The organism is Streptomyces pyxinae (assembly GCF_024756275.1).
Lineage (GTDB): Bacteria > Actinomycetota > Actinomycetes > Streptomycetales > Streptomycetaceae > Streptomyces > Streptomyces pyxinae.
In genome coordinates, this window is record NZ_JANUGQ010000036.1 from 51,661 (window position 1) to 70,179 (window position 18,519).

The 18,519-nt window shown below is 73.9% G+C and carries 16 protein-coding genes and 1 pseudogene; 4 read left to right on the forward strand and 13 right to left on the reverse strand.

All coding sequences use genetic code 11. The features are described 5' to 3' along the window. The first annotated feature begins 28 nt into the window (after positions 1-28). Positions 29-526: a hypothetical protein gene (locus tag NX801_RS28255; RefSeq protein WP_258790779.1), complete on the forward strand. Its 498-nt coding sequence runs from the start codon at positions 29-31 to the stop codon at positions 524-526. An 86-nt stretch (positions 527-612) separates the two neighbouring features. Here the strand turns inward: NX801_RS28255 and hemB are convergent, their stop codons facing one another. The 6 genes and pseudogenes from hemB to NX801_RS28285 form a co-directional block, all read right to left on the reverse strand. Then, the gene (gene hemB / locus NX801_RS28260) at positions 613-1,611 is read right to left on the reverse strand and encodes a porphobilinogen synthase (protein ID WP_258790780.1); all 999 of its coding nucleotides are present in this window, start codon (positions 1,609-1,611) and stop codon (positions 613-615) included. Between the two features lie 410 nt (positions 1,612-2,021). Continuing rightward, complete coding sequence (locus NX801_RS28265; protein ID WP_258790781.1) at positions 2,022-3,689, reverse strand: bifunctional uroporphyrinogen-III C-methyltransferase/uroporphyrinogen-III synthase; 1,668 nt, start codon at positions 3,687-3,689, stop codon at positions 2,022-2,024. Continuing rightward, positions 3,686-4,642, reverse strand: coding sequence for a hydroxymethylbilane synthase (gene hemC / locus NX801_RS28270; protein WP_258790782.1), 957 nt, complete (start codon positions 4,640-4,642; stop codon positions 3,686-3,688). The genes NX801_RS28265 and hemC overlap by 4 nt, the downstream gene beginning before the upstream one ends. After that, positions 4,639-6,051, reverse strand: coding sequence for a glutamyl-tRNA reductase (locus NX801_RS28275; RefSeq protein WP_258790783.1), 1,413 nt, complete (start codon positions 6,049-6,051; stop codon positions 4,639-4,641). Before NX801_RS28275 ends, hemC begins: the two co-directional genes overlap by 4 nt. A gap of 161 nt (positions 6,052-6,212) precedes the next feature. Then, positions 6,213-7,052, reverse strand: a pseudogene (locus NX801_RS28280) (redox-sensing transcriptional repressor Rex); the annotation flags it as partial. A 388-nt stretch (positions 7,053-7,440) separates the two neighbouring features. Then, on the reverse strand, positions 7,441-7,707 hold the full coding sequence (locus NX801_RS28285; RefSeq protein ID WP_258790785.1) for a glutaredoxin family protein: 267 nt from the start codon (positions 7,705-7,707) through the stop codon (positions 7,441-7,443). 269 nt (positions 7,708-7,976) lie between these two features. On the opposite strand from NX801_RS28285, the gene NX801_RS28290 reads away from it, so the two are divergent. From NX801_RS28290 to NX801_RS28300, 3 genes are all read left to right on the forward strand, one after another. Continuing rightward, positions 7,977-8,912, forward strand: coding sequence for an HAD family hydrolase (locus NX801_RS28290; protein WP_258790786.1), 936 nt, complete (start codon positions 7,977-7,979; stop codon positions 8,910-8,912). Positions 8,913-9,358: 446 nt separating this feature from the next. Further along, positions 9,359-10,144, forward strand: a complete 786-nt coding sequence (locus tag NX801_RS28295; RefSeq protein ID WP_258790787.1) for an ECF subfamily RNA polymerase sigma factor, BldN family — start codon at positions 9,359-9,361, stop codon at positions 10,142-10,144. A gap of 636 nt (positions 10,145-10,780) precedes the next feature. Continuing rightward, complete coding sequence (locus tag NX801_RS28300) at positions 10,781-12,007, forward strand: DUF5667 domain-containing protein (protein WP_258790788.1); 1,227 nt, start codon at positions 10,781-10,783, stop codon at positions 12,005-12,007. A gap of 280 nt (positions 12,008-12,287) precedes the next feature. On the opposite strand, the gene NX801_RS28305 is transcribed toward NX801_RS28300, so the two are convergent. The 7 genes from NX801_RS28305 to NX801_RS28335 form a co-directional block, all read right to left on the reverse strand. After that, on the reverse strand, positions 12,288-13,358 hold the full coding sequence (locus NX801_RS28305; protein ID WP_258790789.1) for a lysophospholipid acyltransferase family protein: 1,071 nt from the start codon (positions 13,356-13,358) through the stop codon (positions 12,288-12,290). A 97-nt stretch (positions 13,359-13,455) separates the two neighbouring features. After that, positions 13,456-14,520, reverse strand: coding sequence for an NAD-dependent epimerase/dehydratase family protein (locus tag NX801_RS28310; protein WP_258790790.1), 1,065 nt, complete (start codon positions 14,518-14,520; stop codon positions 13,456-13,458). A 295-nt stretch (positions 14,521-14,815) separates the two neighbouring features. Next, positions 14,816-14,914 (reverse strand): 30S ribosomal protein bS22, encoded by a 99-nt coding sequence (locus NX801_RS28315; protein WP_003948845.1) that lies wholly within the window; start codon positions 14,912-14,914, stop codon positions 14,816-14,818. 122 nt (positions 14,915-15,036) lie between these two features. Beyond that, the gene (locus NX801_RS28320) at positions 15,037-15,246 is read right to left on the reverse strand and encodes a helix-turn-helix domain-containing protein (protein WP_040875176.1); all 210 of its coding nucleotides are present in this window, start codon (positions 15,244-15,246) and stop codon (positions 15,037-15,039) included. A gap of 131 nt (positions 15,247-15,377) precedes the next feature. After that, a complete protein-coding gene (locus NX801_RS28325) occupies positions 15,378-16,193 on the reverse strand; it encodes a phosphatase (RefSeq protein WP_258790791.1) in 816 nt (271 codons plus the stop codon). Between the two features lie 314 nt (positions 16,194-16,507). Then, positions 16,508-17,686 (reverse strand): acetoin utilization protein AcuC, encoded by a 1,179-nt coding sequence (locus NX801_RS28330; protein ID WP_258790792.1) that lies wholly within the window; start codon positions 17,684-17,686, stop codon positions 16,508-16,510. A gap of 63 nt (positions 17,687-17,749) precedes the next feature. Beyond that, on the reverse strand, positions 17,750-18,394 hold the full coding sequence (locus NX801_RS28335; protein ID WP_258790793.1) for an HAD family hydrolase: 645 nt from the start codon (positions 18,392-18,394) through the stop codon (positions 17,750-17,752). Positions 18,395-18,519: the final 125 nt, after the last annotated feature.

Consider the following 18,519-nt stretch of genomic DNA (forward strand, 5'->3'; position numbering starts at 1 on the left):
GGGCCGTGCAATCGACAGGGGGCTTCATATGCGCGACAAGCGCTTCGTTCTCGGCATCCTCACCGTCCTGGCCTGTGTGCTGGCGGCGGTCTTCGGCATCGGAGGTACCGCCCAGGCGGCCCCGGCGGCGGACCACCGGTCCGAGGCGGGAGTCGTCGTCACCCTCCCGCCGGCACCCGCCGGCGCCCAGCTCCGCTCGGACCGCGCGGCCGGAGCACCCGGCACCTCACCGGCGGTCCACCGGGAGCACCGGCCGGGGGGAACGACGTACACCTGCCCGTCGGGCAACCTCTGCGCCAACGTCTGGGACCCCACCACCGGGGACTGGGTGACCTTCTACTTCTACACCTGCAAGCGGTACGGGCTGTCCAACTGGAGCGGCACCGGCAACTACCGCAACGCGCAGACCGGCAGCGTGACCTCGTACTTCTACGGCCAGGGCGGCAATGTGCTCTGGACCAGCACCCCGGGGCCCGCTGACCACGGCGCCGACTGGGGACCCGTCTGGTCGATCCGCAACTGCTGACCCGTCCCGCACACCGCCCCGGCCCCGGTCCTTCCGACCGGGGCCGGGGCCCGTGCTCGTGGTACGCGCCTCCGCCGGCGGCGGGCTCAGCCCCGGTTCAGGCGCTGGGCGACCTCGGTGGCCCAGTAGGTGAGGATCATCCGGGCGCCGGCGCGGCGGATGCCGGTGAGGGACTCCATGATCGCCGCGTCCCGGTCGATCCAGCCCTTCTCGGCGGCGGCCTCGATCATCGCGTACTCGCCGCTGATCTGGTAGGCGGCCACCGGCACGTCCGCCGACTCCGCGACCTTCGCCAGGATGTCCAGGTACGGGCCGGCCGGCTTGACCATCACCATGTCGGCGCCCTCCGCGAGGTCGAGCGCCAGCTCCCGCAGCGACTCCCGGGCATTGGCCGGGTCCTGCTGGTACGTCTTGCGGTCGCCGCGCAGCGAGGAGCCGACCGCCTCCCGGAACGGGCCGTAGAACGCCGAGGTGTACTTGGCCGTGTACGCGAGCACGGCGACGTCCTCCCGGCCGATGGTGTCCAGGGCGTCCCGGATCACCCCGATCTGGCCGTCCATCATGCCGCTGGGCCCCACCACATGGGCGCCGGCGTCGGCCTGGACCTGCGCCATCTCGGCGTACCGCTCCAGGGTGGCGTCGTTGTCCACCCGCCCCTCCGCGTCCAGCACCCCGCAGTGGCCGTGGTCGGTGTACTCGTCCAGGCACAGGTCGGACATGACGACCAGTTCGTCGCCCACCTCGGAGCGCACATCCCGCAGCGCCTGCTGGAGGATGCCGTCCGGGTCCGTACCGGCCGTGCCGAGCGCGTCCTTCTTCGCATCCTCCGGCACCCCGAACAGCATGATCCCGGAGATCCCCGCCGACACCGCCTCCACGGCGGCCTTCCGCAGGGTGTCCCGGGTGTGCTGGACCACGCCGGGCATCGCCCCGATCGGCACCGGCTCGGCGACCCCCTCCCGGACGAACGCGGGCAGGATCAGATCCGCCGGGTGCAGCCGCGTCTCGGCCACCATCCGGCGCAGGGCGGGCATGGTGCGCAGCCGCCGCGGCCGCGCTCCGGGGAAGGAACCGTAGGCACTCATACCTGCCACGCTACGCCCGCCCGGCACCCGGAATTGCCGACACCCCGTCGGCCGGACCGGCCCCCGGCCACCCGTGCGGGCACCGGCCGCCGAGGGGCCGTGCGGAGTCGCCGCCGCGGGCACCGGCGGTCGGCGCACCCGTCTCCGGGCCGGCCGGGCACCCCGCCGGCGCCCGGGCGACGAACCCGGCGGGACCCCGGCGGGACCCCGGACGGCGGACGGCTCCCCACCGGCACAGAGCCCCACCCCGCCCCTCCCGCCACCGGGCCGCCGCCCGCCGCCGCGAACGTCGGGCGCCCGGGACAGCAGCCGCGTCGGCTGCGTCCCGGGCGCCCGTACCGTCACCGGCCTCCCGCACCCGATGACCGGCGAAAACCCTCAGGTCATCAGGTCATCAGGTCGTCGGGCCCTCAGGTCGTCGTACGCCTCCGGCGCGCACCCGGGCGGCGTTCGCTGGGGCGGGTGACCGGGTCGCCCGCCTCCAGCGCGGCGGCCCGGCGACGGGAGCCGAACTCGGCCAGCGCCTCGGCCAGCTTGTGCACCGACGGCTCGGGCGACAGCACGTCCACCCGCAGCCCGTGCTCCTCCGCCGTCTTGGCGGTGGCCGGGCCGATGCAGGCGATGACCGTCACGTTGTGCGGCTTGCCCGCGATGCCGACCAGGTTCCGCACGGTCGACGACGAGGTGAACAGCACCGCGTCGAAGCCGCCGCCCTTGATCGCCTCCCGGGTCTCGGCCGGGGGCGGCGAGGCACGGACGGTCCGGTAGGCGGTGACGTCGTCCACCTCCCAGCCCAGCTCGATCAGCCCGGCCACCAGCGTCTCGGTGGCGATGTCGGCGCGCGGCAGGAACACCCGGTCGATCGGGTCGAAGACCGGGTCGTACGGCGGCCAGTCCTCCAGCAGACCGGCGGCCGACTGCTCGCCGCTCGGCACCAGGTCCGGCTTGACGCCGAACTCGACCAGCGCGGCGGCCGTCTGCTCGCCCACCGCGGCGACCTTGATCCCGGCGAAGGCGCGGGCGTCGAGCCCGTACTCCTCGAACTTCTCCCGCACCGCCTTGACGGCGTTGACCGAGGTGAAGGCGATCCACTCGTACCGCCCGGTGACCAGGCCCTTGACCGCCCGCTCCATCTGCTGCGGGGTGCGCGGCGGCTCCACCGCGATGGTCGGGACCTCGCTGGGCACCGCGCCGTACGAGCGCAGCTGGTCGGAGAGCGAGGCGGCCTGCTCCTTGGTGCGCGGCACCAGGACCTTCCAGCCGAACAGCGGCTTGGACTCGAACCAGGCCAGCTGGTCGCGCCGGCCGGCGCCACCGGGCTCCCCGACGACGGCTATGACCGGTCGGTGGCCCTCCGGCGAGGGCAGCACCTTCGCCTGCTTCAGCACCTGCGCGATGCTGCCTAGCGTCGCGGTCCAGGTCCGCTGCCGGGTGGTGGTGCCGGCGACCGTCACGGTCAGCGCGGTGTCGGGCTTCCGGCCCCCGGTGACCAGCTCGGCGGCGGCCGCGGCCACCGCGTCCAGGGTGGTGGAGACGACGACCGTGCCGTCCGAGGCGCCGACCTCGCTCCAGCACCGCTCGTCGGCGGTACGGGCGTCCACGAACCGGACGTCCGCGTTCTTGGCGTCCCGCAGCGGCACCCCGGCGTACGCGGGCACGCCGACCGCCGCCGCGACACCCGGCACCACCTCGAAGGGGATGCCCTCGGCGGCGCAGGCGAGCATCTCGGCGCCCGCGTCGCCGTCGAGGCCCGGGTCGCCGGTCACCGCACGGACGACCCGCTTGCCGCCGCGCGCGGCCTCCATGACAAGATTGGCGGCGTCCCTCAACACCGGGACGTCAGCGGTCATTGACGTGTCGTCAATGACCGTCAGCTCGGGCGTGCTCACCCCCGCCCGGGCGTGGACGCGGACGACGTCGAGTACGTCCGGCTCGGCGATCAGCACGTCCGCGCCCGCCAGTGCCTCGACGGCACGCAGGGTCAGCAGGCCCGGATCGCCCGGCCCCGCCCCGAGGAAAGTGACGTGCCCGCACGCGGAGTACACCGAAGAGGCCTTGGTTGCAGTGGTGGGGCTCAAAGTGCTCGCTCCCCCATAAGACCGGCCGCACCCTTGGCGAGCATCTCGGACGCGAGTTCGCGACCGAGCGCGACGGCGTCGCCGTGCGACGTGGGTACGGGACCGGTGGTGGACAACTGCACCAGCGTGGCGCCGTCGGTCGTACCGACGACTCCGCGCAGGCGCATCTCTACAGCCTGCTGGTCGGCCAGCAGGTCGGCCAACGCACCCACGGGTGCGGAGCAGCCGGCCTCCAGGGCGGCGAGCAGGGATCGCTCGGCGGTCACGGCGGCCCGTGTGTGCGGGTCGTCGAGCTCGGCGAGCGCGGCGACGAGACCGGCGTCGGCCGCCGGGCACTCGACCGCCAGGGCCCCCTGGCCGGGGGCGGGCAGAACATGGTCGACCGCGAGGAAGTCGGTCACCTCCGAGATCCGGCCGATCCGGTTGAGCCCGGCCGCGGCGAGGACCACCGCGTCCAGCTCCCCCTTCTCGACATAGCCGACACGGGTGTCGATGTTGCCGCGGATGGCGACCGTCTCGACGCGCTTCCCGAGGTCCCGGGCGTACGCGTTGAGCTGGGCCATCCGGCGCGGCGAACCGGTGCCCACCCGGGCACCGTCCGGCAGCCGGTCGAAGGTCAGTCCGTCCCGCGCGACCAGCACGTCCCGCGGGTCCTCGCGCTTCGGGACCGCCGCCAGCGCCAGGTTCTCGGGCTGCGCGGTGGGCAGGTCCTTCAGCGAGTGCACGGCGAAGTCCACCTCGCCCGCCAGCAGCGCGTCGCGCAGCGCGGTCACGAAGACCCCGGTGCCGCCGATCTGCGCCAGGTGCTCGCGGGAGGTGTCGCCGTAAGTGGTGATCTCCACGAGCTCCACGGGGCGCCCGGTGAGCCGGCGGACCGCGTCCGCCACGTGTCCGGACTGGGCCATGGCGAGCTTGCTCCGCCTGGTTCCCAGCCTCAAAGCCCTGTCGGTCATACCCGCCCTCGGTTCTTGAGGTCCGCGTCGGTCGTCACATCGGTCAGTTCGGCCAGCACGGCGGAGGCGCCCGCCGCCCGGCCGTCGGCCCGGCTGACGGAGGCGACCGTCTCCGGGTCGAGGTCGAAGAGGGTGCGGAGCGCGTCCGCGTACCCCGCGCCGCCCGGCTCGCCGGCCAGCTGCTTGATCCGCACCGTCGGCGCGTGCAGCAGCTTGTCCACCACCCGGCGCACGGTCTGGGTGATCTCGGCGCGCTGCTTCTCGTCCAGTCCGGGCAGCCGCCCCTCCAGCCGGGCCACCTCGCTGGCCACCACATCGGCGGCCATGGTGCGCAGCGCGACCACGGTCGGCGTGATGTGGGCGGCCCGCTGGGCGGCGCCGAACGCGGCCACCTCGGCGGAGACGATCCCCCGCACCTGGTCCACGTCGGCGGCCATCGGGGCGTCGGCGGACGCCTCGGCCAGCGACTCGATGTCCACCAGCCGGACGTTGACCAGCCGGTGCACGGCGGCGTCGACGTCCCGGGGCATCGCCAGGTCCAGCAGGGCCAGCGGCCCGCGCGGCGCGGTGCGGTCGGCGGTCGCCTTCTCCACCGCCTCGCCGGTCAGCACCAGCCCGGTGGCCCCGGTGCAGGAGACCACGATGTCGGCACGTGTCAGCTCCTCGTCCACCGCCGCCATCGCGACCGAGCGGGCGGTGACCCCGCTCCCGCCGGGCTCGGTGAGGATCTGTACGAGCCGTTCGGCGCGGGCGGCCGTCCGGTTGGCGACGACCAGCTCGCGCACCCCGGCCCGCGCCAGGGTGGCGGCGGCCAGCGAGGACATCGAGCCGGCGCCGATCACCAGCGCCCGCTTGCCCCGGGCCCACTCCCCGACGGTCGTGCCGGTGGCGAGCTGCTCCAGGCCGAAGGTGACCAGCGACTGGCCGGCCCGGTCGATCCCGGTCTCGCTGTGCGCCCGCTTGCCGACCCGCAGCGCCTGCTGGAACAGGTCGTTCAGCAGCCGCCCGGCGGTGTGCAGCTCCTGGCCGCGCGCCAGGGCGTCCTTGATCTGGCCGAGGATCTGGCCCTCGCCGACCACCATCGAGTCCAGCCCGCAGGCCACCGAGAAGAGATGGTGGACGGCCCGGTCCTCGTAGTGCACATAGAGATGCGGAGTGAGCTCCTCCAGGCTCACCCCGCTGTGCAGGGCGAGCAGGGTGGACAGCTCCGCCACACCCGCGTGGAACTTGTCCACGTCGGCGTAGAGCTCGATGCGGTTGCAGGTGGCCAGCACGGCCGCCTCGGCCGCCGGTTCGGCGGCGAGGGTGTCCTGGAGCAGCTTGTTCTGGGTCCCGGGGTCCAGCGAGGCCCGCTCCAGGACGCTGACCGGGGCGGTGCGGTGGCTGAGGCCGACGACGAGGAGGCTCATGCCGGCATCACGGCGGGGACTTCCCCGTCGGGTCCCTTCCGGGAACCGGTCGTACCGGACACACCGGTGCCGGACACACCCCTGCCCGCGCCGGACACACCGGTGCCGGGCGCCCCGGACGCACCACTGCCCGTCCCGGACACACCGGTGCCGGCCCCGGGCGCGCCCGCGTCCCCGTCGGCGCCGGACGGACCGCTGCCCGTGGCGGACACGGCGGCGCTCGTGCCGGACACCCCGGCACCCGCGCCACGCACCGCCTCGACGGCCTTGGCGGCCACCGCGGCGGCACCGGCCGCGCTTCCGGCGGCGGCAGCGGCGGCGGTCGCCGCGTCCGCGTCCTCGCCGGCCTTGCGCTGCTCGTGGAAGGCGAGGATCTGGAGCTCGATGGAGAGATCGACCTTCCGCACGTCCACGCCGTCCGGCACGGACAGCACGGTGGGCGCGAAGTTGAGGATCGAGGTCACCCCGGCGGCGACGAGCCGGTCGCAGACCTGCTGGGCGGCTCCGGCGGGCGTGGCGATGACCCCGATGGAGACGCCGTTCTCATCGATGATCTTCTCAAGGTCGTCGATGAACTGGACGGGCATCCCGGCCACCGGCCTGCCGACCATCCCGGGGTCGGCGTCGATCAGCGCGGCGACCCGGAAGCCACGGGAGGCGAAGCCGCCGTAGTTGGCGAGCGCCGCGCCCAGGTTTCCGATGCCGACCATGACGATCGGCCAGTCCTGGGTGAGCCCGAGCTCGCGGGAGATCTGGTAGACGAGGTACTCGACGTCGTAGCCGACCCCGCGCGTCCCGTACGAACCGAGGTAGCTGAAGTCCTTGCGCAGCTTGGCGGAGTTCACGCCGGCCGCGGCGGCCAGCTCTTCGGAGGAGACCGTGGGTACGGAGCGCTCCGAGAGAGCGGTCAGCGCCCGCAGGTACAGCGGAAGCCGGGCGACGGTGGCCTCGGGGATTCCTCGGCTACGGGTCGCCGGTCGGTGAGTTCGGCCAGTTGCCACGGTGCTCCTGCGGGATGAGCGGGGCTGCAGGCGGCCATACGTCACAAGACCGCCCCGTCGACAGCAGGCTATGTCTTTGTGAACGCGTGCACAAAGATGGTGTCCGTTTTGTCCACTCAAAGTGACCGGGGTCACGCATACCGATCGCGCCACTCCGGAACCACGGAGCGGTCGGCCGCGTTGATACTCCGAAGGGGGCAAAACCGTACACACTCCTTACGACCAGGCCCCCGAAGCCCATCAAAACGTACTCGATGGTAACCCGCTCTTCCCTCCCCTACGGGCCTCCTTCCGGTCATTCGCCCCCAGGACCCGCCGGGCCACCGCGAACCACCACGATCCGGAACCGGCCGCTCACGCCGCCACCACGACCCGGAGCCCGCCGCGCTCACCCCGTCAGCGCGCGCCGCAGCCGCTCCGGGTCCACCTTCCAGAAGGTGTGCTGCTCCCCGTCGACCAGCACCACCGGAATCTGCTCCCAGTACGCCCGGTGCAACTCCGCGTCCTGGAGGATGTCCTTCTCCTCCCACACCGCGCCCGTCTCCGCGCACACCCGCTCGACCACCGCCCGGGCGTCGTCGCAGAGATGGCAGCCGGGCCTGCCGACCAGGGTGACCGTGCGCGGGCCGGCCTTCTTCTTCGTACGTCCGAACATGGGCCCATTCTCCGCCGCCCAGGTACAGGCCCCCCACCCCACCCGTGATCATGCCCACCGGCGGTGGCCCCGTCCGCCGTCCGGGCCAAGGCCGGCCCCTCCGCCACCCGCGCCCGCGCCGCGAGCCGCCCCGCGCCGCCCGCACCGGAACCCGTCCCTCCGCCGCCGCTTCCCGCCCCGCGATCACTTCACGACGGCGACCCGGGAAGTTCACGCCCCCGCATCCCCGTGAGTCGGGAAGCACCGAACACAATGGCTATGCTCACGGCATGGCCGTTCTGGGTTGGCTCACCTCCCGCAGGCGTCCCGCCACGGCGCGCAGTGTGCTGGCAGGCGAGGCGTCGGCCGAGGCGGCACGCAAGACGTCACAGCAGCTGGAGCTGGGCGAGCAGCCCCTGCCCCCCGCGCCGGAGCCGGAGTTCCCGGTCCCGGGCGACATGCGGGCCGCCGCCTTCTTCGACCTCGACAACACGGTGATGCAGGGCGCCGCCCTCTTCCACTTCGGCCGGGGCCTCTACAAGCGGGACTTCTTCCGGCGCCGCGAGCTGGTCCGGTTCGCCTGGCAGCAGACCTGGTTCCGGCTGGCCGGCGTCGAGGACCCCGAGCACATGCAGGACGCCCGGGACAGCGCGCTCACCATCGTCAAGGGCCACCGGGTCTCGGAGCTGATGAGCATCGGCGAGGAGATCTACGACGAGTACCTGGCCGACCGGATCTGGCCCGGCACCCGCGCCCTCGCCCAGGCCCACCTGGACGCCGGGCAGAAGGTCTGGCTGGTCACCGCCGCCCCCGTGGAGACCGCCACCATCATCGCCCGCCGGCTCGGGCTGACCGGGGCGCTCGGCACCGTCGCGGAGTCGGTCGAGGGCGTCTACACCGGCCGGCTGGTCGGTGAACCGCTGCACGGCCCGGCCAAGGCGGAGGCGGTGCGCGCCCTCGCCTCGGCCGAGGGGCTCGACCTCTCCCGGTGCGCCGCCTACAGCGACTCGCACAACGACATCCCGATGCTCTCGCTGGTCGGCCACCCGTACGCGATCAACCCGGACTCCAAGCTGCGCCGGCACGCCCGTGAGCTGGAGTGGCGGCTGCGCGACTACCGCCGGGGGCGCAAGGCCGCCCGGGTCGGCATCCCGGCCGCCGCGGGCGTCGGCGCGCTCGCCGGAGGTACGGCCGCCGCCGTCGCCCTGCACCGCCGCCGCCGCTGACCCGCCCGCCACCGGCCCGCCGGCCGCCCGGCCGCCCGACGGGGCCGACAGAGCCGCGGGCAGGCCGGCGGGGCCGAAAGATCTGCGGGCAGACCGGCGAGCGCTCTGTGCCGTACGCCGGACCCGCCCGGCCCACCACCCGGCCCGTCGCCGCGTCCGACGCGTCCGTCCGTTCGACACCGGATCGTTGCCCTGGCCACGACACACCGGGATTCGGTCAATTCCGTTCAGGCAGCGATCAGAAGCTGATCGGAAAACCGCCCTCTCTCGATCGGTTCGACGAAAGAGAAACGACTGAACCGATGATTTGAGCAACTCGGTGTAGCACTCCCTGCACGAAGCGTTATTCTCCTCAGACGCGTACGGAAGTCCCCACACGTCGCCATGACGGGTGAACGGTTCCGCACCGCGCTGCACGTGATGGAAGCTCTGCCTCTGGGAGTCCCGTGTACCCACACGTCGGGGTTGACGCCTCGGGCCTGGCTACGCTCCGCGCGACGGTCCTCGACCATCTGCGCGGCTTCGTCCCCACCGCGTACGCCGTCCCCGCCTTCGCCTCACCGGCCCTCGCCGGCCCCTGCTATGCCCTGGCCGACGGCGGCGCCGCCGTCGGCAGACGGGGTGTCCGGGGCGGTTCGGGCACCACCCCGACCGCCGCCGCCCGCCGTCCCACCGCCGACAGCGACAGCGCCCGCATGATGGAGCTGGTCGAGCGCGCCCAGGCGGGCGAGGCCGAGGCCTTCGGCCGCCTCTACGACCAGTACAGCGACACCGTCTACCGGTACATCTACTACCGGGTCGGCGGGAAGGCCACGGCCGAGGACCTGACCAGCGAGACCTTCCTGCGCGCGCTGCGCCGGATCTCCACGTTCACCTGGCAGGGCCGCGACTTCGGCGCCTGGCTGGTCACCATCGCCCGCAATCTGGTGGCCGACCACTTCAAGTCGAGCCGCTTCCGGCTGGAGGTGACCACCGGCGAGATGCTCGACGCCAACGAGGTCGAGCGCTCCCCGGAGGACTCGGTCCTGGAGTCCCTCTCCAACGCCGCCCTGCTGGAGGCCGTCCGCAAGCTCAACCCGCAGCAGCAGGAGTGCGTGACCCTGCGCTTCCTCCAGGGACTCTCGGTCGCGGAGACGGCCCGGGTGATGGGCAAGAACGAGGGGGCGATCAAGACCCTTCAGTACCGCGCGGTGCGCACCCTGGCGCGGCTCCTCCCCGAGGACGCCCGCTGATCCGGTGCCCGCCGGTCACCGCCGGACTTCCCTGAGCCCGATGCCGCCGCCCGGCCGGCCGCCCACCGGTCCGGCGCCCCGCCGCACGCCGCGCGGCCCGCCCGGGCCCCCGCCCGCCGGACCGCGCCCGTACCCGTGTCCCGTACCCGCCGTCGGTCCCCGCCGTCCCGTACCCGTGTCCATGTCCCGCCCCCCGTCGTCCGGCCCTCGCCGGCCCCTCCGGCCCCGCCCCGTCCGGAGCGCGGGCCACCACCGCCCCGCCCCCGCTCTCCCGGCAGCCCGCCCGGCGCTCCGGGCCCGCGCCCGCGCCGTACGCCGAAAAAACCGTCCGTCCCCGAACCGTTCTCCCCCGTCACACACCCCCGGCTCCGGCCCACCGGTACCGCCCGTCCGCTCCCCCTGAGCCACACCCTCCGCCCCCTCCCTCCTCGCCTCCGGTGACCCCTTGATGACGCGCTGGTCCGATCATCGTCCGTCCGTAACCCAAGTGCCGAGACACTCGTTGTGCGGGATGCAGGCTCCCTGTGGTCACACCTTCTCCGTATTTCCTCACTCGATCGTGTGGAAATGCTCAAGGTGTGCAACCCTCCGTATCCCTCAGGGAGTCGACCGTGATGACGAGAGGAGGTGCCGCCAGTGATCGCGAACGTATCGGCGCACCGGCGGGCGAACGCCTTCGCCCAGGCCCTGGAAGATCAGGCGTCCGAGCAGCCCGGCGCATCGGTGGAACCGGCCGGGCAGGCTCAGTTGCTGGCCCTGGCGAGCGGTCTCGGCGAGTTGCCGAAGCCGGAGATGGACCCCGAGGTGAAGGTGGAGCAGCGGGCGCTGCTCGTCGCCGCCATGGAGTCGATGCTCCAGGAAGGCACGGCGGCCGGGCGGACCGGGGCGGACCCTACCGTGCCGGAGCAGCGGAAGGCCACCGGGCGCGGCGCCCACCGGGCCACCGGGCTCCGGAAGTTGCGGCCCCGGTCCCGCTGGGCCAAGGGGCTGGCGGCCGGCGGGCTCAGCGTCGGGGTGGCGGCGGGCGCGTTCAGCGGAGTCGCCGCTGCCAGTTCCGACGCCCTCCCCGGTGACTCGCTGTACGGCCTGAAGCGGGGCATGGAAGACCTCAAGCTCGGCATGGCGGACGACGACGCCGACCGGGGCGAGATCTACCTGGACCAGGCCTCCACCCGGCTCAGCGAGGCACGCCGGCTGCTGGAGCGCGGCCGGACCGGACAGCTGGACCACGAGGCGCTGGGCGAGATCAGACGCGCGCTCAACGGCATGCACCACGACGCCGCCGAGGGCCACCGGCTGCTCCGGCTGGCCTACCAGCGCGACGGCGCCCTCGCCCCGATGGCCACGCTCAGCTCCTTCGCGCGCAGCCACCGGGACGCCTGGCTGGGCGTCCGGGACCGGCTCCCGGTCCAGCTCACCGATGTCCGGGACCAGGTGAGCGATGTCTTCGCCGCCATAGACGAAGAGGTCGCCCCGCTCCGGTCCCAGCTGCCGCAGCCTCCCGAGCGGAGCCACGACCGGGGCGACGGGGCCCGGCCCGGCAGCACCGAGCCCGAGGACTCCGCCGCCGTGGACCGGCCCAGCCAGCAGGCGCCGGACGCGCCGGCGAGCCACCCGACCCCCGGCAAGGGCGACAACCCGCGCCCCTCCGGCTCGGGTTCGGGCGACTCCGGCCGGACCGAGCCGGACGACGGACTGCTCGGCGGCAACACCGGCGGGCTGCTCGACCCCGAGCCCGCCGACCCCCCGTCCCAGTCGGAGAGCGACAAGGACACCCCGGGCCCCGCGCCGGACATCACGCTCCCGCCGCTGCTCCCGGGCATCATCCCGGGCCTCGGCATCGACAGGGACTCCGCCGATTGACCCCGGCTGACGGCGGCTGCGACGGCTGATGCCGCCCGACACCGGCTGACACCGGCCGCCGCACCACCGCCACCCGGCCCGGCCACCCGACGGGGCCGGCCCTCTCCCACCCGAGGGCCGGCCCCGTCGTCGTACGCTCACGCCGTCGCCGTCGGGCCGGCCCCTCGCCATACGCCTCCGCCGCCGCCCGGAGCCGGTGCCGTACGGTCTCCGGTGCCCACGGCCCGGCGGGAACGGTCGCCCGGCGGAAGCCCGACCGCCGCCGTGCCCCCGCTCAGGATCAGAAGAAGACCGACCGCCGCTGCACCAGCAGCCTGTACAGGGTGTGCTGGATCTGCTCCCGCACCTGGTCGGTGAGGTTGAACATCAGCATCGGGTCCTCCGCCGCCTCCGGCGGATAGCCGTCCGTGGCGATCGGCTCCCCGAACTGGATCGTCCACTTCGTCGGCAGCGGCACCGCCCCCAGCGGCCCCAGCCACGGGAAGGTCGGGGTGATCGGCACATACGGCAGCCCCAGCAGCCGGGCCAGCGTCTTGGCGTTGCCGATCATCGGATAGATCTCCTCGGCGCCCACGATGGAGCAGGGCACGATCGGCGTCCTCGCGCGCAGCGCCGTCGAGACGAAGCCGCCCCGGCCGAACCGCTGGAGCTTGTATCGCTCGCCGAACGGCTTCCCGATGCCCTTGAACCCCTCGGGCATCACCCCGACCACCTCGCCCCGGCGGAGCAGCCGCTCGGCGTCCTCGGCGCAGGCCAGGGTGTGCCCGGCCTTCCGGGCCAGCTCGCTGACGACCGGCAGCACGAAGACCAGGTCGGCCGCGAGCAGCCGCAGATGCCGGCCGGCCGGGTGGTGGTCGTGCACCGCCACCTGCATCATCAGCCCGTCCAGCGGCAGCGTGCCGGAGTGGTTGGCCACCACCAGGGCGCCGCCCTCGGCGGGGATGTTCTCGACGCCCTTCACCTCGACCCGGAAGTACTTGTCGTAGACCGGCCGCAGCAGCGCCATCAGGACCTGGTCGGTCAGCTCCTCGTCGTAGCCGAACTCGTCCACCTCGTACTCGCCGGTGATCCGGCGCCGCAGAAACGCCAGCCCGCCCGCGATCCGCCGGTCCCACTCGCGCCGGCCGGCGCCCCGGGGCCCATCGCCCGCCTCCGGCTCGTGCTCCTGCTCCGGTACGGCTCCGGGCGCCACCGCCCGGCCCGGCAGCGGGCTCACCTCCGCCGCGCCGCCGTCCTCCCGGCGCGGTCCGCCCGCCGGGCCGGAGCGCCGCCGCCCCGGCCGCTGAGCGCCCGACCGGGTCCCGCCGCGCGAGCGGTCGTCGTCGAACGGAATGACCTTGGCGTCCGCCATCGCTGTCCGCGCTCCTTGTCGGTCCTCGTCGGTCCTCGTCGCTTCCTGTCCGGTTCGCCGGAGTGCCGGCTCGCCGGCCGTACGGCCGCCCGGGGCCTCATCCCGGCTGCCCGGCGCCCCGCCCACCGCCGTCCGCCGACGGCCGGGCCGCGGCCAGCCGGTCGACCGCCGCCGCCAGCCGCTTCGGCGGCAGCAGCCCGGGCCCCCGGCTGCGGGCGAAGGCCGCGAAGGCCCCGGCCGTGGTGTACGCGGGCTCGAAGCCGAGCGTCTCACGCATCTGCGCCGTGCTCACCACCCTGCCGTGGGTGAGCAGCCGGATCTGCTCGGGCGAGAAGTCCGTCGCCCCGACGGTGCGCAGCGCCGTACCGACCCAGGTCACGGCCGGCAGCGGCACCGGCACCGTCGGCCTGCCCAGCCGCCGGGAACACTGCGAGAGCGTCAGCACCCCGTCCCCGGCGACATTGAAGGTTCCGCTGTTCAGTGTCCCCCGGCGCGGCTCGTCGGCGGCGATCCGCAGCACCTCCAGGACGTCGTCCTCGTGGACGAACTGAAGGCGGGGGTCGTAGCCGAAGACGGTCGGCAGCACCGGCAGCGAGAAGTACTCGGCCAGCGGCGAATCCGCCCCGGGCCCCAGGATGTTGGCGAACCGCAGCACACAGACCGCCACGTCCGGCCGGCGCCGGGCGAAGCCCCGTACATACCCCTCGACCTCCACGGCGTCCTTGGCGAAACCGCCGCTGGGCAGGGCCTTCGGGGACGTGGTCTCCAGGAAGACGGCCGGGTCGCGGGGCGCGGAGCCGTAGACGCTGGTGGTCGACTTCACCACCAGCCGCCGGACCGCCGGCGACTTCTGGCAGGCGCCGAGCAGCTGCATGGTGCCGATGACATTGGTCTCCTTGACCGCCGTCCGGCCGCCCGCGCCCAGCGGCGTCCCGGTGACATCCAGGTGGATCACGGTGTCGACGCCGTACTCCGCCAGCACCCGCCCGATGGCGGGCTGCCGGATGTCGGCCTGCACGAAGTCCGCGTTCCCGAGTCCGTGCCCGGGCGCCACGACGTCCACCCCGAGCACCCGGTCGACCCCGGGCTCCCGCTGGACCATCCGCACGAAGCGGCCGCCGAGCTGCCGGGCCACCCCGGTGACGAGCACGACCCTGCCCACGATCTGCGCCTTCCGTCCGTGTCGGTCCTCGCGGAGTGCGCCCGCGGCCGGGCCCCGGGCTGCTGCCACCGTAGCCGCTCCCGGCGACCCTGTGAGGACCGCGACCGCCAAACCGCGGCAAAGCCCCGCCGCCCCCGCCCCCGGCCTCCCCGCGCGTCCCGGGAGCGCCGCCGGGCACCCCGGGGAGCGTTCCCGGGAATGTCTCCGGAAACGGCTCCGGAAACGACGGCGGCCCTCCCACCGAACGGTGGAAGGGCCGCGCGCCACACGCGTACAACCGGCGTTAAGCCGTCGCTCACTTCTTGTTGCGACGCTGAACGCGGGTGCGCTTGAGCAGCTTGCGGTGCTTCTTCTTGGCCATCCGCTTGCGCCGCTTCTTGATAACAGAGCCCACGACTACCCTCGCTCACTTCTCTTCACTCGGTGCGGGGCGTCTGGGCCCACACGACCTACGTCGGCCTAGCCTACCCGCCGAAGGGATGAGGTCGTAATCCGAGGCTCGGGGGCGGCCCGCGGCTATGCCGTCTCCACCCCCACGAAGGACTCGCGGAGGTACTCGTGCACCGCTTGTTCCGGCACCCGGAACGACCTGCCCACCCGGATCGCCGGCAGATGACCGCTGTGCACCAGCCGGTACACCGTCATCTTCGACACGCGCATCACCGAGGCGACTTCCGCCACGGTCAGGAACTTGACCTCGTTGAGAGGCCTTTCACCAGCAGCCATGTCCACCCACCTGTACCTTCCGCGCGGGACGCTCACCGGCTTCCCCTCCGGTGACGCTTCGTCGCTGTGCGCTCACTCCCCAGACTAGGGGCGGGTGATACGAGTGGGGAAGAGGAGCAGCGGCCGTCCGGCTAGCGCGCGAGGCGGGCCCGCGCGAGCACATAGCGGGCCAGCGGCTCGTAGTGCTCGGCCGGTACGGCGTCGTCCAGCGGCACCGTCACCGCCACGCGCCCCTCCGCCTCCCCCACGAACAGCGCGGGGTCGTCGGTGTCCGCGAGACCGATGGTGTCAAGACCGAGCTGACCTGCGCCGCAGACCCAGCCATGGTCCCCGACGACCAGCTCGGGCAGCGGCCAGCCGTCCTCCACCACCGCCTCCAGAGCCGTCCGGACCGGCAGCGGCGAGTGGGTGTGCGCGCCGGTCGCACAACCCCCTCCCTCCCCCTCCGCCTCCCGGACGAGCGCCACCCCCCGTACGTAGTCGAGACGGTACGTACGTACGCCGAACCGGGTCGTTATGTCGACACATCGCCCCTGCGCCGGGGTGAGAACGGGGCATCCCGCCGCCGACAAAGCGTCTGCCAGCCCGCCGTAGAACCCGAGCAGCCGGTGCGGATGTCCCGTCCCCAGCAGCACCGGAGCCCGCCACCGTGCCGCTTCGGCCAGCCGCGCGGCGAAGGCCCCGAGCGCGCTCAGCGTCCGCTCCGGGTCGATGACGTCCCGCCCGCACCGGTGGGCCGGATCCGGCGAGACCCCACACCGGTCCGCCATCAGCCGCAGCAACTCCCGCTCGTCCCACCGCCGCACCGGATCGAGCCCCAGCAGCACCCGGGGATCGCGCGCCGCGAACAGCCGGTAGCTGCGCAGGCTCGTCTCCCGCGAGGTCGCCACGGATCCGGCCAGTCCGGCCGCCAGCAGATGGGCGCGCAGCGCCCCGGTACTCGACACCCCGCCGATGCTTCCGCACCCCCCGCCGCCCCGGGCCGGAACCGCCCGCGCACCGGCCCGTCGGTGTGACCCGCCGCACAACCGACCGGTAGGGGCCGGGGCGTCCGTACCTATGTGGACGGGGGGGCGGGGACCGGCGGCACCGCCCGGGCCGCCGGGGGCCAGGGGTCAGGGCCCGAAGGCAGGGCCGGGGCGGGGGGCCGGGACCGCCCGGGATCGGGGCGGGGGGCCGGGACCGCCCGGGGCCGAGGCCGTCGGGCGCCAGGGGCTCTGTGGCTCGCCGGCGGTCCTGTGGCTCGCTGGGGGCCCTGAGGCTAGGGCAGCAGCCCCCGCAGCGGGAACGCCGCCCGCCGGGCCGCCAGCACCGCCTGGTCGAGCCGATCCGCCGGGTCGTACCCCTCGTCCCAGCCCCGGTACGCCACCGGCCAGCGCCCGTCCGTCATCCGCCGGGGCGCCGGCTGCCGCGTCCGCGCGTACACCTCGCTCCGCCACGACTCCGGGATCACCGACTCCGGCTCGACCGGTGCGTGCGCCGCCACCGCCACCAGATGGGTCCAGGACCGCGGTACGACCTCCACCACCGCGTAACCGCCCCCGCCGAGCGCCAGCCAGCGCCCGCCGTCCGTGTACGCGTGCGCCAGCTCATGACAGGCCGTCTGTACGGCCCGCTGGGCGTCCAGCGAGACCGCCAGATGGGCCAGCGGGTCCTCGAAGTGCGTGTCCGCCCCGTGCTGGGTGACCAGCACCTGCGGCCGGAAGTCCGCCAGCAGCTCGGGCACCACCGCGTGGAACGCCCGCAGCCAGCCGGCGTCCCCCGTCCCGGCCGGCAGCGCCACGTTCACCGCGCCGCCCTCGCCCGGGCCCGCCGCGCCCGTCTCCTCGGGCCAGCCGGTGCCCGGGAAGAGGGTGCGCGGATGCTCGTGCAGCGAGACCGTCAGCACCCGGGGGTCGTCCCAGAACGCCGCCTGCACGCCGTCCCCGTGGTGGACGTCCACATCGATGTACGCCACCCGCTCGGCGCCCAGCTCCAGCAGCCGGGCGATCGCCAGCGCCGCGTCGTTGTAGACGCAGAAGCCGGCCGCCGAGCCCGGCATCGCGTGGTGCAAGCCACCCGAGAAGTTGACCGCGTGCGCCGCCTCGCCGCGCCACACCGCCTCGGCCGCGCCGACCGACTGACCGGCGATCAGCGCCGACACCTCGTGCATCCCGGGGAACGCCGGGTCGTCCAGCGTCCCCAGGCCGTACGCCTGGTCCGCCGCCCCCGGCTCCGCCGAGGCGGCCCGCACGGCCGCCACATAGTCCTCGCGGTGAACGAGCCGCAGGGTGGACTCCCCGGCCGGCCTGGCGGCCACCACCTCCACCCGCCGGTCCAGCTCATAGGCGCGGACCAACCCCATGGTCAGCGCGAGCCGGACCGGGTCCATCGGGTGGCTCGGCCCGAAGTCGTACCCGGTGACTGCCTCGTCCCACATCAACAGTGTGCGGCCGTTCATGCCCGCCACCGTATCGGGCGGCCCCCGACGTGACCCGCGCGGTCCGACCCCGGCCGCCGCCGGTCAGAGCAGCAGGCCCGGCAGCTCCTCCATCGCGGCGAAGTACCCCCGGGCCCCGGGGAGTTTCTCCGCCGGCGTCATGGCCGTGAACCCGTACGCGTCCATCCCCGCCGCCAGCGCCGCCCGGACGCCCAGGGGGCTGTCCTCCACCACGGCGCACCGCTCGGGTGCCACCCCCATGCGCTCGGCCGCGTGCAGGAAGAGGTCCGGCGCCGGCTTGCCCCGGCCGACGTCCTCGGCGCTGAACACCGTGTCCTCCCGGAACCAGCGATGCAGCCCGGTCTTCCGGTGCCCGACCCGGATCCGCTCATGGCTCCCCGAGGACGCCACGCAGTACGGCACCTCCTCGGCGGCCAGCTTCCCCAGGACGTCGGTGATCCCGTCGACCGCCCGCAACTCCCGCTCGAAGGCCGCGAAGACCCGGGCGTGGAAGGTCGCGTCGAAGTCCTCGGGCAGCTTCCGCCCGGTCCGCTCCAGCACCAGGTCGTGCACCCGGTGGACCGCGGCGCCCATGTAGTCCCGCAGCGAGTCCTCGTACGTCGTGGGGTGCCCCAGCTCGGTCAGATAGCCGGCCAGGATCGCGTTGGAGAGCGGCTCGCTGTCGACAAGGACCCCGTCATTGTCGAAGATGATCAGTTCGTAGCGCATCCCCACAGCCTAGGGACCGGTCACCGGGCGCCCGGAAACGCGGGCCGCGAGTACCCCCGGGTGAAAAGGGTCCGGAAATGCGTGAAAGCCCCGCACCAGGAATCAATCCCGGTACGGGGCTCTCA